Here is a 12,981-nt window from a genome sequence, read left to right as displayed (position 1 = left end):
CATGGGCCAGATCACCAAGCGCGCCTACCGGCTCTCCGACGGACGGGACCTGATCTACTTCGACGACGCCGACACCACGCTCGACCCCGAGCGCGGACCGGACCTTCGCGAACCGGCAGCACGGCCGCTCACCGCAACCATGCGCCAGGATGTCCTCACCGGCGAATGGATTTCGATCGCCGCAGCCCGGCAGAACCGCGTGGTGCTGCCGCCGTCGCATCTGGACCCGCTGGCGCCGGCGTCCCCGGAGAACCCCTCGGAGATTCCGAGCCTCTACGACGTGGCCGTCTTCGAGAACAAGTCCCCGTCCTTCGGGCCCGCACTGTCCGGACCGGACGCACCCGAGGGCCTTGCGGACCTTGTCCGGGTGGGGCTGGGCCGGAGCCGTCAGTCCGTGGGCCGGTGCGAAGTGGTGTGCTTCTCCCCCGAACACACCGGGTCCCTCGCGCGGCTTTCGCTGTCGCGGATGCGCACCGTGGTGGAGGCCTGGGCGGATCGGACGGCCGCACTGTCAGCGTTGCCCGGCGTCGAACAGGTTTTTCCGTTCGAAAACCGGGGAGAGGCAATCGGCGTGACCCTGCACCACCCGCACGGGCAGATCTACGCCTACCCGTACATCACCCCGCGCACGGCCCAACTGATCCGCACCATTGAGGACTACGGCGGCAACCTGTTCGAGGACATCCTCAGCTTCGAGCAGAAATCAGACCGGGTACTGCTCCGTGGCGAGCATTGGACGGCGTTTGTCCCGTTCGCCGCGCGGTGGCCCCTAGAGGTGCATATGCTGCCGCACCGGCACGTCCCGGACCTCGCTGCAACGACTGACGATGAACGCGACGAATTCTCCCGGCTCTACAGCCGGCTCCTCCGGGGTGTCGACGCCCTCTACGACACCCCCACGCCCTACATTTCGGCCTGGCACCAGGCACCCGTGCACTCCCACCGGGAGGATGTCCGGCTGATGCTGCAGCTGACCTCGCCCCGGCGGGAGGAAAACAAACTCAAGTACCTGGCCGGCTCCGAAGCGGCCATGGGGGCATTCATCGCCGACATTCCGCCCGAGACCGCGGCCGCGCGGCTGCGGGCGGCCATCGACAAGGTAGACATCGACCAGAAAGCCACAGCACAGCCATGACCGACCTTGCCCAGCGCGGCCGCGCCTTCTTCACAAGCCAGTTCGGTTACGCACCGGAGGGCCTGTGGTCCGCTCCTGGCCGCGTCAACCTCATCGGCGAACACACCGACTACAACGACGGCTTCGCCTTCCCCCTCGCCATAGGAATGCGGACCGCCGTGGCGGCCGGCCTCCGCACAGACCGGCTGCTCCGTGTCACGAGCGAATCCTTCCCTGGCGTCGTGGAGCTCGACTTCGAGGCGCTGACGCCGGAAAACCTGCAGGGCTGGGCCGCCTACCCCTTGGGGGTGGCCTGGGCCATGTCCCGCGCCGCGGCCGAGCGAGGACCGGCCGATTCACTTCCCGGCCTTGACCTTGCGCTTAGTTCGGATGTGCCGGCCGGGGCAGGCTTATCGTCGTCGGCCGCCCTTGAGTGCGCCGTGGCCCTTGCCCTGAACGAGCTGTGGGGGCTGGGGCTGGAGCGGCCGGAACTGGCCCGGATCGGCCAGCTGGCCGAAAACGGGGTGGTTGGGGCGCCCACCGGAATCATGGACCAGTCGGCGTCCCTGTTGGGCGAGCCGGACCACGGCATCCTGCTCGACTGCCGCAGCCTGCAGACCGAAGCGGTCCCGCTCGGTTTCGCCCGCGGCAGCTTGTCCCTGCTCGTGATCGACACCCGCACCAGCCACTCCCACGCCGACGGCGGCTACGCCAGCCGCCGCCGCGCCTGCGAGGCGGGCGCCCGGGCCCTGGGCGTAGATGCCCTGCGGGACCTCGGGCCAAAGGACTTGCCGCGCGCCGCTGCCGTGCTGGATCCGGAGACCTTCCGCCGCGTCCGGCACGTCATCACCGAAAACCAGCGGGTCCTGGACACTGTTGCCGCGCTGCAGGCGGAAGGCCCGGGCGCCATCGGCGCGTTCCTCGACGCCTCGCATTTGTCCATGCGGGACGACTTCGAGATCTCCACCCCCGAGTTGGACCTCGCCGTGTCCAGCGCCCAGCAACTGGGCGCCATCGGCGCGCGCATGACCGGCGGCGGCTTTGGCGGCGCCGCCATCGCACTGGTCCGCGACGCCGACGCCGGAACGGTCGCCGAGGGAGTTGCCCAGGCCTTCGCCCGGGCGGGATTCATCGCACCGAACATCTTTCCCGTCACGGCAGCCGGGGGCGCCCGCCGCGAACCCTAGGCCGCTGCGGCTACCCGCCCCGGCAACCCGGCCCGGTCGCGCAGGCCGCCAGTCGCGTCAGACCCGGGCGAGCCCGGCGACCTCCGCAAGGAGCTCGACGGAACGAAGCCTGTCCTCCACCCCGGCGCTCTGGTGCGCGACGATCAGTTCGTCGGCGTCGGCGTGTGCCGTGAATTCGTCCAGGTATTCCAGCACGGCACCCGGGGTGCCCACGGCGGAATACTTCATCATCTGCGCCATGTGCTGGCCCTGCGGCGAGTCCAGGATCATATCCGCCTCGTCGTCGCTGAAAACGCGGCCGTTGCCGAAGAAGAGCGAGACCCTGGCCCGTTTGGTGGCCTGGAACATTGCCTGCGCGTCGGCGGCGGAGTCCGCGGCGATCACGTTGACGCCGGCGATCACATGCGGGGCCTCCAGCTGCGCGGAGGGCCGGAATTCACGGCGGTAGAGCGCCACGGCGTCCTGCAAGGCGTTGGGGGCGAAGTGCGAGGCGAAGGCGTAGGGCAGGCCCAGTTGCGCCGCCAGCTTCGCCCCGAACAGCGAGGAACCGAGGATGTAGAGCGGCACGTTGGTGCCCTTGCCGGGGGTGGCCTCCACACCGGGGATGCGGGTGGGGCCGGTCAGGTAGCCCTGCAGTTCCAGGACATCCTGCGGGAAGCTGTCAGCGCTCATCGGGTCGCGGCGCAGGGCGCGCATGGTGTTCTGGTCGCTGCCGGGGGCCCGGCCCAGGCCGAGGTCGATCCGCCCCGGGTGCAGGGTCTCGAGCGTGCCGAACTGCTCGGCGATGGTCAGCGGCGCGTGGTTGGGCAGCATCACGCCGCCGGCTCCGAGCCGGATGCTCTTGGTATGCGCGGCGATGTGGGCGATCAGCACGCTCGTCGCGGAGGAAGCGATGGACGACATGTTGTGGTGCTCGGCGTACCAGATCCGGCGGTAGCCCAGTTCCTCGGCGCGCTGGGCCGTGGCCACGCTGCCGGCGAAGCTTTCCGCCGCCGTCTGGCCCTTGCCGATGATTGCCAGGTCAAGGATGGAAAGCGGAACAGTCACGGAAAAGCCGGCCTTTCGTAGTGGAGCAGGGTGTCTGGAGAATCTGGCGCGCGCCGGATTCCGGCAGGCGCACACTGGTGCCAACGACGGCGGGGCCGGGCTTATTTCTGCCCGGCCGGAATCACCGGCAAGAGCACGCGGCAGGAATACTCAGCACCCTTACTGGGTTGCCGCCCTTATGAGCCACGACAAGTCGCAGCATCCGGAATCATCCGCAACGATCGATTTGAAGGACCTGGGCACGGTGCACCGCCTCGGCTTCGGCGCCATGCGCATCGTCGGCGACGGCGTCTGGGGCGAACCCGCCGACCGGGACGCGGCCATCGCCGTCGTCCGCCGGGCCGTGGAGCTCGGCGTCGACTTCATCGACACCGCCGACTCCTACGGACCCAATGTCAGTGAGGAGATCCTTGCCGAGGCCCTGCACCCGTACAAGCACGGCCTCAAAATCGCGACCAAGGTCGGATTCACGCGCACCGGCCCGAATGAATGGGTGCCGCTGGGCCGGGCCGAGTACCTGCGCCAGCAGACCGAGCTGAGCCTGCGCAAGCTCAAGGTGGACGCACTGGATCTGCTGCAGCTGCACCGGATTGATCCCAAAGTCGATCCGGAAGAGCAGTTCAGTGTGCTCCGCGACCTGCAGAAAGAAGGCAAGGTCAAGGCCTTGGGCTTGTCCCAGGTCAGCGTGGCCGAGCTGGAGCAGGCCGGCCAGCACTTCACCGTCTCCACTGTGCAGAACCGCTACAACCTGACCGATCGCAGCTCGGAGGACGTCCTCAACTACGCCGAGGAGCACGGCATCGGCTTCATCCCGTGGGCCCCGATCTCGGCCGGCGAACTCGCCCGTCCGGGCGGCCCCTTGGATGAGGCCGCCACGCGGCTGGGCGCCACCACCTCCCAGGTGGCCCTGGCCTGGCTGCTTCGCCGCTCCCCCGTCATGATGCCGATCCCGGGCACCGGCTCGGTCAAGCACCTCGAAGAGAACCTGGCCGCCGCCGGCGTCGTCCTCGATGACGCGACGTTCGACGAACTCGAAGCCGCACGCTAAGAACCAAACCCCATCCCCACCTTTGACCGGCTCCTTGGCCGGCAGAACAGGAGCAAGAACATGGCTAACATCCTGATGGTCGTATCCGCCGCGGATTCCCTCACCATGCGCGATGGCAGCAAGCACCCCACCGGCTACTGGGCCGAGGAACTCGTGGTCTCACACCAGACCCTGCTGGGCGCCGGACACACCGTCCGGATCGCCACTCCGGCCGGCGCCAAGCCCACCGTGGACGAGGTCAGCTTGGCCGCAGAATCCGCCGGCGGCCAGGACCGCGCCGACGGGTTCCGCAAGTACCTGGCCGAGATCGACGCCGAGCTTTCCGCCCCGCTGGTGCTGGCCGACGTCGACCTTTCCGGGTACGACGCGATCGTGATGCCCGGCGGCCACGGCCCCATGGCCGACCTGTTCGAGGATGCGGACCTCGGCCGGCTGCTGATCGAGGCGAACAAGGCCGGCAAGGTCATCGCCCCCTTCTGCCACGGGCCCGCCGGCCTGCTGAGCGCCGTCGACGACGCCGGAAACTTCGCCTTCGCGGGGCGCCACCTCACCGTGTTCACAAACGAAGAGGAACTCGGCGGCGGCACCGGGGAGAACACGCCGTGGTTCGTTGAAGACGTGCTGAAGCAGAAGGGCTCGGTCGTGGAAAACGGGGCCGCCTGGAGCTCCAACGTGGTCCGCGACGGCAACCTCATCACCGGGCAGAACCCGCAGTCCAGCGAGGACGTGGCGAAGGAAGTCCTCAAGGCCCTCGCCGAATAACGCCGTCGGCGCAGCCGAAAAATAAACATCGGCCGCGGCCGGGTCCGCGCTGGCGGACCCGGCTAAGCTAGCCGCATGGCCATCAAATCCACTGCAGATAAAGTCGCCACCATCCAGAAGGGGTACACCCTGGAAGGGCCCACGATCGAGCTGGGGGCCGCGATCGTCGACGGCGAACTCCACAAGGATGCCCCGGTCCGCTTGCCGCTGGCGATGATGAACCGGCATGGCCTGGTGGCGGGTGCGACCGGCACCGGCAAGACCGTGACCCTGCACATGATGGCGGAGCAGCTCTCCACAGCCGGTGTCCCGGTGTTCCTCGCGGACATCAAGGGCGACCTCTCCGGCCTCGCCACGGCCGCCGCCGGCTCAGAGAAACTCAAGGCGCGCACCGACAGCATCGGGCAGACCTGGTCCGGCAAGACTTTCCCGGTGGAATTCCTGGCCCTCGGCGGCGACGGCGCCGGCATCCCGGTCCGGTCCACCATCACCTCCTTCGGCCCCATCCTGCTGTCCCGCGTGATGGAGCTCAACGAAACCCAGGAGTCCAGCCTGCAGCTGGTCTTCCACTTCGCGGACAAGAACAACCTCGAACTGATCGACCTGAAAGACCTGCGGGCGGTCATCCAGTTCCTGACCTCGGACGAGGGCAAGGACGAACTCGAAAACCTCGGCGGCCTCTCGAAGTCGACCGCCGGCGTCATCCTCCGCGAACTCATCACGCTCGAGGCGCAGGGCATGGAGAAATTCTTCGGCGAGCCGGAGTTCGACACAGCGGAACTGCTGCGCACCGCCCCCGACGGCCGCGGCGTCGTGACCTGCCTGGAGCTGCCCACCCTGCAGACCAAGCCCATGCTGTTCTCCACCTTCCTGATGTGGCTGCTCGCCGACCTGTTCGAGGACCTGCCCGAAGCAGGCGACCTGGACAAGCCGAAACTCGTGTTCTTCCTGGACGAGGCGCACCTGCTGTTCAACGGCGCCTCCAAGGCTTTCCTTGACGCGATCACCACGACTGTCCGGCTGATCCGTTCCAAGGGCGTGGGCATCTTCTTCGTGACCCAGACGCCGAAGGACGTCCCCGCGGACGTCCTGGGCCAGCTGGCCAACCGGGTGCAACATGCCCTGCGCGCCTTCACCCCCGAGGATGCCAAGGCACTCAAGGCGACGGTTTCCACCTTCCCGATCAGTGACTACGACCTTGAGGAGACGCTGACCTCGGCCGGAATCGGCGAGGCCGTGATCACGGTCATGAATGAGAAGGGCGCGCCCACCCCGGTGGCCCTGACCCGGCTGCGGGCGCCGGAGTCCGTGATGGGCCCGAGCGATGATGCGCTAATAGCCAGCACGGTGGCCGGGTCCGCCCTGCTCGCCAAATACGGCACCGCCGTGGACAACGTCTCCGCCTATGAAAAACTCGCCAGCCAGTCGGCAGCGTCCACCGGCCCCGCCGCCGGGTCCGACGCCGGTTCGGGTTCCGGCACCAGCCTGGACCCCAACGCCGTCGACGCCGACGCCCGGCGGATCGAGGAAGAAATCCTCGGCCGCCCCAGCAGCCGCCCCACACAGTCGCCGGCGCCCGATCGGGAACGCACCCCGCAGCGTCGCGCCCCGCAGCCGCAGGAATCCGGAGGCGGAATGGCCGGCGACCTCGCCGGCGCGCTGGGCGGCGCCCTCGGCGGCGGGCTCAAGAGCATGGCACGTTCGCTGGGCACGCAGATCGGCCGGGAACTGCTCAGGGGCGTCTTCGGCACCTCATCGAGGCGGCGCAGGCGCTAGGCGGCCCTCCGCAGCCTGGCCGCCGCAGCCGGGCCGCCCGGCGGGAATGGTGCACGTCACAACGAGCGGCCGTGACACCTGCGTTCAGCGGGCGTGCAGGTAACGTAAGGGACGTGCAGATGAGTCAGGCGTTGGTCAGGATTGCAGCCGTGTGGCTGTTGGGCCTGATGCTCGCCATAGCCGGCGCGGTCGTCGCGATCAATCTGGTGAACAATTCCATTGCCAGCCCCCAGCAACCGGTCCGCGAGTATCTGGACGCGCTGCAGAAGGGCGAAGGCGAGAAGGCGCTCGGCCTGCTTCACGCCTCCGTGCCGCAAAGCAACCCGGCAATGCTGGATGGAGAGGCGTTGAAGACCGCCGCTGCGAGAATTTCCGACGTGAAAATCGGCAACGCGGAGGACCGGGGCGGCAACCAGGTCATGGTTCCGATCGACTACACCATCGACGGCAGCCAGCTGCACACCGAGTTCCTGCTGCAACGCTCCGGCACCCAGTGGCTCTTCTTCCACGACTGGTCCTTCGTCCCGGCCGCGCTGCCGGTGATCGACGTCACCGTCGTGAATTCGAACCAGGCCTCACTCAACGGGGTTCCGGTCAACATGCCCAACGGCCGCAACTCCTTCGCTGTGTTCTACCCGGGCGAGTACGAGGCGTCCCTGAACGGCCAGTTCTTCGCTGCCCCCGCGACCCGGGCAACGGTTACCAGCCGGGATATGCCTTCGGCGCCGTTGAATCTGCTCACCCAGGCCACGGACGGGCTCAAGGACGCCGTCACCGCGAAAGTCAAGGAGTTCCTGGACAGCTGCGCGGACCAAGCCGACAAACAGCAGCGGCTTCAGCCGGACTGCCCGTTCTACCACGCCACCAACAACCGGGTCGTGGACGGGACAATCGACTGGAGCATCACCGACTATCCAGCCGTCAGCATCGAGCCCTTCGGCGGCCGCTGGGTCGTCGCGCCGCTGGACGGCAAGGCGAGGATCAAGGCACGGCAGGTGGACCTCTTCACCGGCGCGGTCACGGAGCTCAACGCGGTCCACGATTTCAGCTTCACCACCCGTCTGGACATCGACGGCGACACGGTCAAGCTCACCCCGCAGCTAAGCAACTAGGCCTGCTGCGCGGTGGTCGCGGACGCCCCCGTCGCACGCAAAAAGGCTGCCGCCCGTGACCCAGGGTCGCGGACGGCAGCCTTTTAGTGCCAGGTACCTCAGGACACCAGTCGGGCGCTTAGTCCATGCCGCGCAGGTCCAGGACCAGTTCGGTGTCCCCGTCGGCCTGCAGCAGCACCGGGATGCCCCAGTCCTGCTGGTAGAGGTGGCACGCCGCGTGATCCGGGATCTCCCCGTCCTCGGTCTCCGGACCGTCGCAGGCCGCCGCCCGTGCGGTAATGTGCAGCACGCCCTCGGGGACGTCGGAGGCGAGCTCCAGGGTGCGGAGCAGGCCCACGGAGGTCCCCCCGCCGGCCACCAGCAGCTCCGGCGGGGTGGAGGAAATCTTCAGCTGCGTCGGGTCACCCCAGCGGTCATCCAGCTTCTGCCCGGTCGGGGCCGTGAACCGCACGGTCAGGGACAGCAGACCGGGCGCTACGGGGCTCTTGGGCCGGTGGGTCTGCGCCGCCCCTTCGTCCACCTGCTGCGCTTCCTTGGGGATGGGCACGTAGACCAGCTGGTGCTTGTTTGCCTCGACCACCACCAGCAGCGGCTCGGAGCCGGCCACCTGGGTGTGGTCCACGATGACGTCCGAGGGCTCGGACAGCCCGCGCGCGAGCGTGGACACCGTGCCGGTAGCGGGGTCGTAGCGGCGGACGGCACCGTTGTAGGTGTCCGCGATCGCCACCGAACCGTCGGGCAGCACCGTCACGCCCAGTGGGTGCTGGAGCCGGGCCTCGGCCGCCGGGCCGTCGCGGAAGCCGAAATCGAACAATCCCTTGCCGACGGCGGACTCGACCGTGATGGCCCCGTCGTCGGCGATCACGAGTTTGCGCAGTGCCGAGGTCTCGGAGTCTGCCACCCAGATGTTGCCGTCGGCGTCTTCGGCGAGGCCGGACGACTGGGCGAACCAGGCCTCCGCGGCCGGGCCGTCGAGCAGACCTTCGAGGCCGTTGCCGGCGATGATGGACACAGCGCCGGTAACCGGGTCGAAGCTGAAGATCTGGTGCACGCCGGCCATCGCCACAACGACGGCGTTGAGCTTACTGGACCAGACGACGTCCCAGGGCGAGCTCAGCGAGACCTGCAGCGGATCCGCCTCCAGCCGGGCACCGTAGGCGGCGCCCTCTTCGTCCACGCGTGCCGGACCGGTCTCGAGCAGCCGCTGTACCCCGTTGCCGGCCAGGGTGGTGGCGCTGCCGTCCGCGAGCGATAGCCCGCGGAGCCGGTGGTTGACCGAGTCGGCAATCACGACGTCGTAGCCGGCCTTCGCGGCCACATCCTCCGGAAGCAGGACCAGACCCTGCGGTTCGTTGAAGCGGGCCTCCGTGGCACCGCCGTCGGCGTGGCCCTTCTCGCCCGAACCATAGGTGCCCAGCACCGTCTCAAAGTCGGTGGACAGCTCCACGAGGCGGTGGTGGCCGGTGTCGGTCACCAGCCAGGAGCCGGCGTCGTCCGCTGCGGCGGAGTCGCCGCGGCCGGCCGGAAGGTAAAGGGCCTTGCCCGGGAACCGCAGCGTGCCCGACGTCGGCTCCGGGGCCACGTAGGGGCCGTCGCCGCGGTGCAGGGTGCCCTTCGCCTCGTGCTCGGCGATCAGTTCGGGGATGAGTACGGCCAAGCCGTCCGCATGGCCCTCACCGGAAAGGTGCGCCACGATGTAGCCCTCGGGGTCGATGACCACCAGGGTGGGCCACGCACGGGCGGTGTACGCCTTCCACGTGTCCAGCTCCGGGTCGTCCAGGACCGGGTGGCGGATCTCGTAGCGCTCCACGGCGGCCGCCAGGGCCACCGGATCCGCTTCGTGCTCGAACTTGGGCGAGTGCACGCCGACGGTCACGAGGACGTCCGAGTACTGCTGCTCGAGCGGCCGGAGCTCGTCCAGGACATGTAGGCAGTTGATGCAGCAGAAAGTCCAGAAGTCGAGCAGCACGATCTTGCCGCGCAGGGATTCGAGGTCCAGGGATTTGCCGCCGGTGTTCAGCCAGCCTCGGCCTACGAGTTCGGAGGCCCGGACCCGGAGGTGGGTGCGTACGGTTTCGCTCATCAGCGTCCTTCCAGCTTTGAATTGCGTTCTGCCAGCTTCGCGTCGCGTTCGGCGAGCTGGGCAAACATATCGTTGTAAGCGGTGAGATCGGCGTCGTTATTCCTGTCCGCGGCACGGTCGGTCCGTTTGGACTCCCGCGCGTCCGAGCGGGACCACATGACGGCGACGCCGATCGCCACCAGCAGGGTGGGCACTTCGCCGATCCCCCAGGCCACCGCGCCGCCCATCTGCTGGTCCAGCAGGGCCGAGGGACCCCAGGTGCGGCCCAGGTTGCCGAAGTAGTCGGCGGCCAGCAGCCCGGTGCCGCCCATGATGGCGACGCCGAAGAAGGCGTGGAAGCCCATGGTGGCCAGCAGGAGCAGCAGCCGCATCGGGTACGGCGCCCGGCGGGGCAACGGGTCTGCGCCGATCATGGTCAGCACGAAGATGTAACCGGTCAGGGCGAAGTGCAGGTTCATCAGTTCGTGGCCCACGTGGTCGCGCATGGCGTAGCCGAAGGCGTCCGAGTAGTAGAACAGCACAATCGAGCCGGCAAAGTTCGCCGCGGCGAAGAGCGGGTGAGTGACGAGCTGCGAGAACTTCGAGTGCACGAAGATCAACAGCCATTCCCTCGGCCCGCGGGAGCTGTCCCGCCGCGCGGCCAGTGCCCGCAGCGCCAGCGTGACGGGGGCACCGAGGACCAGGAAGATGGGGGCCACCATGGTCAGCGCCATGTGGTCCACCATGTGCGCCGAGAACAGGACCCGGCCGTAGACCGACGGCGGGCCGGAGGTCACGTAGGTGAGGACCACCAGGCCGATAACCCAGTTGACGGTCCGGAACCAGGACCAGGCGTCGCCGCGCTGGCGGACTTTGCGGATGCCCAGGAAGTAGGACACGAGGCCAAAGACGGCGACGGCGACCCACAGCCAGTCGAGCCGCCACTCCGTGAGCCAGCGTTGCGGGGTCAGCTCGGGAGGCAGTTCGTAGCCTGAGAGGATGAAGGCCGGGGACGCGTCCGCGGCGAAGGTGCTGGGCTGCGGCGGGGCCGAGCGGCCGAGTGCGACGGCGATTCCCGACGTCGCACCCATGATCAGCAGCTCCACGAGAACCAGCTGCCAGAGCACACGGCGGGCGGTCAGGCCGGACCCCTTGACGCCCAGCTGCGGGATGACCCATTGCCGGTGCATGAGCCCCACGCCGCCGAGGACGAGCGCGGCCACCGTCTTGGCCAGGATCAGCTGTCCGTACGCCGACCCGAACAGGTCTGCCCAGCTGGAGATCCTGATGCTGGCGTTGACCACGCCGGAGGCGAAGACCAGGGCGAAGGCGAAGCCGGCCAGGGCCGAGAAGCGGCGGAGGGTCGGTTCCGTGATGTCGGCCCGGCCCGGGGCTCCGGCGGCCGTAGCGGCACCAAGAACGCCGGAGAGGAGGGCCAGCACAATGATGCCTCCCACCCATGCCGAGACTCCCAAGAGGTGAAGGCCCAGGGAGTTGATCGCGCCTTCGTGGTCGCTTGAACTGGACGAGTGGCCGATCAGCGCCGCCGGCACCAGCCCTATGACGGCAAGGATCAGCGTGAACGCCAGTGCACCCCTCGAACGGACGCCGAACAGCGCAGTGGTGGTTACAGCAGCGATGATGACGACGGCCAGCCAGGCCCTGCCGGTTTCGATGTCGGTCATGAAGTACACGAGGGACTTGGTGAATTCCGGGTCTCCTGAGACCGCCTGGCCCGCGATGTCCGAGTAGCTCAGGACCAGCACTGCAACCGCTGAGAGGGTCCAGGCGATGCCGGCGACGGCGGCGACGGCCAGGGCGCGTGTGAAGGCGGGATGCTCGGGGGCGGCTTTGTCCTTGGACTGGCGGCCGGAGAGATCCCTGGGCAGGATGCCGACGGCGAAGATGAGGCCGCCGATTACCGTGGCGAGGGATACGTTGTGGACGGCCTTGCTGATGGGGAGCCCCCAGCGGACCAGCGCGCCGGGATCCGAAACTTCGCGGGCTCCGGCCGCCCCGGAGAAGAGCAGCGCCGCCACCAGGCCCAGGAACAGCGCGGCCAGGCCGGCGAGCTGCCAGGGCCCGGGGATTCCCGGCGCTCCGGCACCTCGGCCACGCGCTCCGACCGTCGGGGTGGGCGCTGGTGAAGTCTGGGGTTTCGCTGCGGAAGGCACAACTCCATTGTCCGCTACCCCTGCCCGCGCGCCGAATCCGCGCGGCTGCGGTTAACGCAAAAGGAGCGGCAACCCGAGGGGTTGCCGCTCCTTTCAAGCATTTGAAGAAGACTACTTCTTCTTGGCGACTGCAGCCTTCAGCTTGGAGCCGGCGGTCAGCTTGACGCTGTGGCCGGCGGCGATCTGGATGGTCTCGCCGGTCTGCGGGTTGCGGCCGGTGCGGGCTGCACGGTCGGTGCGCTCGACGGCGAGCCAGCCCGGGATGGTGATCTTTTCGCCCGCGGCGACAGAGGTCTCGAAAACCTCGAACAGTGCATCGAGCACGGAGTTGACGGCTGCCTGGCTGGTGCCGGCCTTGCCAGCTACCTCTGCAACAAGTTCACTACGGTTCTTAGCCATTTATGTCCTCCTGGACGGTTCTAATCTCTGAAGCCTGCACGCGGCATGCGTGCAAGCCACTCTTCGAAAACTTACCAGCTTGCCGCCGCCGAGGTGGCAAATTCCGCGTGTTTTCGCCCTTTTTTGGGAAAAATTCCGGGTTTCGAGGGCTTTGGAGTCTCTTTTCAGCCGTCAGCGGACGCTGCCCGGGCCGGTGCCGGCCGACGTCGCAGCGGCGGCCGTGCGCGAGGGCGGCGCGCGGGTGCCGTGGCGGGTGGTTTGGGGGTTAAAGGGGGAGAGCCTCCAACCTGGTGGTTGGAG

10 protein-coding genes are annotated in these 12,981 nt (G+C 68.2%); 6 read left to right on the top strand and 4 right to left on the bottom strand.

Features of this window, described 5'->3' with window-relative positions:
- Position 1 precedes the first annotated feature (1 nt).
- Complete coding sequence (galT, locus tag HNO80_RS07835; protein ID WP_175322289.1) at positions 2-1,135, top strand: galactose-1-phosphate uridylyltransferase; 1,134 nt, start codon at positions 2-4, stop codon at positions 1,133-1,135.
- Positions 1,132-2,301 (top strand): galactokinase, encoded by a 1,170-nt coding sequence (gene galK, locus HNO80_RS07830; protein WP_175322288.1) that lies wholly within the window; start codon positions 1,132-1,134, stop codon positions 2,299-2,301. The genes galT and galK overlap by 4 nt, the downstream gene beginning before the upstream one ends.
- Before the next feature lie 57 nt (positions 2,302-2,358).
- On the opposite strand, the gene HNO80_RS07825 is transcribed toward galK, so the two are convergent.
- Positions 2,359-3,348 (bottom strand): LLM class flavin-dependent oxidoreductase, encoded by a 990-nt coding sequence (locus HNO80_RS07825; protein ID WP_175322287.1) that lies wholly within the window; start codon positions 3,346-3,348, stop codon positions 2,359-2,361.
- Between the two features lie 178 nt (positions 3,349-3,526).
- On the opposite strand from HNO80_RS07825, the gene HNO80_RS07820 reads away from it, so the two are divergent.
- The 4 genes from HNO80_RS07820 to HNO80_RS07805 all read left to right on the top strand — a co-directional run bounded on the left by HNO80_RS07820 (position 3,527) and on the right by HNO80_RS07805 (position 8,046).
- A complete protein-coding gene (locus HNO80_RS07820; protein WP_175322286.1) occupies positions 3,527-4,396 on the top strand; it encodes an aldo/keto reductase in 870 nt (289 codons plus the stop codon).
- Positions 4,397-4,456: 60 nt separating this feature from the next.
- Positions 4,457-5,158, top strand: coding sequence for a type 1 glutamine amidotransferase domain-containing protein (locus HNO80_RS07815; RefSeq protein WP_175322285.1), 702 nt, complete (start codon positions 4,457-4,459; stop codon positions 5,156-5,158).
- A gap of 75 nt (positions 5,159-5,233) precedes the next feature.
- Entirely contained in the window at positions 5,234-6,934 is a 1,701-nt protein-coding gene (locus tag HNO80_RS07810) for a helicase HerA-like domain-containing protein (protein WP_175322284.1), read from the top strand.
- Positions 6,935-7,053: 119 nt separating this feature from the next.
- Complete coding sequence (locus tag HNO80_RS07805) at positions 7,054-8,046, top strand: hypothetical protein (protein ID WP_175322283.1); 993 nt, start codon at positions 7,054-7,056, stop codon at positions 8,044-8,046.
- 118 nt (positions 8,047-8,164) lie between these two features.
- On the opposite strand, the gene HNO80_RS07800 is transcribed toward HNO80_RS07805, so the two are convergent.
- From HNO80_RS07800 to HNO80_RS07790, 3 genes are all read right to left on the bottom strand, one after another.
- Positions 8,165-10,129 (bottom strand): NHL domain-containing thioredoxin family protein, encoded by a 1,965-nt coding sequence (locus HNO80_RS07800; protein WP_175322282.1) that lies wholly within the window; start codon positions 10,127-10,129, stop codon positions 8,165-8,167.
- Entirely contained in the window at positions 10,129-12,282 is a 2,154-nt protein-coding gene (locus HNO80_RS07795; RefSeq protein ID WP_175322281.1) for a bifunctional copper resistance protein CopD/cytochrome c oxidase assembly protein, read from the bottom strand. Before HNO80_RS07795 ends, HNO80_RS07800 begins: the two co-directional genes overlap by 1 nt.
- Before the next feature lie 111 nt (positions 12,283-12,393).
- Complete coding sequence (locus tag HNO80_RS07790) at positions 12,394-12,681, bottom strand: HU family DNA-binding protein (protein ID WP_011776355.1); 288 nt, start codon at positions 12,679-12,681, stop codon at positions 12,394-12,396.
- Between the last annotated feature and the right edge of the window lie 300 nt (positions 12,682-12,981).

Origin of the sequence: Arthrobacter sp. C9C5 (genome assembly GCF_013359735.1) — a bacterium.
Lineage (GTDB): Bacteria > Actinomycetota > Actinomycetes > Actinomycetales > Micrococcaceae > Arthrobacter.
The sequence above is the reverse complement of the archived record's forward strand: the minus strand, read 5'-3'. Positions and strand labels throughout refer to the sequence as shown.

What these genes read in the sequence shown, in the direction of transcription:
- galT (WP_175322289.1), top strand. Translation starts at nt 2, where the DNA reads ATGGGCCAGATCACCAAGCGCGCCTACCGGCTCTCCGACGGACGGGAC.
- galK (WP_175322288.1), top strand. Translation starts at nt 1,132, where the DNA reads ATGACCGACCTTGCCCAGCGCGGCCGCGCCTTCTTCACAAGCCAGTTC.
- HNO80_RS07820 (WP_175322286.1), top strand. Translation starts at nt 3,527, where the DNA reads ATGAGCCACGACAAGTCGCAGCATCCGGAATCATCCGCAACGATCGAT.
- HNO80_RS07815 (WP_175322285.1), top strand. Translation starts at nt 4,457, where the DNA reads ATGGCTAACATCCTGATGGTCGTATCCGCCGCGGATTCCCTCACCATG.
- HNO80_RS07810 (WP_175322284.1), top strand. Translation starts at nt 5,234, where the DNA reads ATGGCCATCAAATCCACTGCAGATAAAGTCGCCACCATCCAGAAGGGG.
- HNO80_RS07805 (WP_175322283.1), top strand. Translation starts at nt 7,054, where the DNA reads ATGAGTCAGGCGTTGGTCAGGATTGCAGCCGTGTGGCTGTTGGGCCTG.
- HNO80_RS07800 (WP_175322282.1), bottom strand. Translation starts at nt 10,129, where the DNA reads ATGAGCGAAACCGTACGCACCCACCTCCGGGTCCGGGCCTCCGAACTC.
- HNO80_RS07790 (WP_011776355.1), bottom strand. Translation starts at nt 12,681, where the DNA reads ATGGCTAAGAACCGTAGTGAACTTGTTGCAGAGGTAGCTGGCAAGGCC.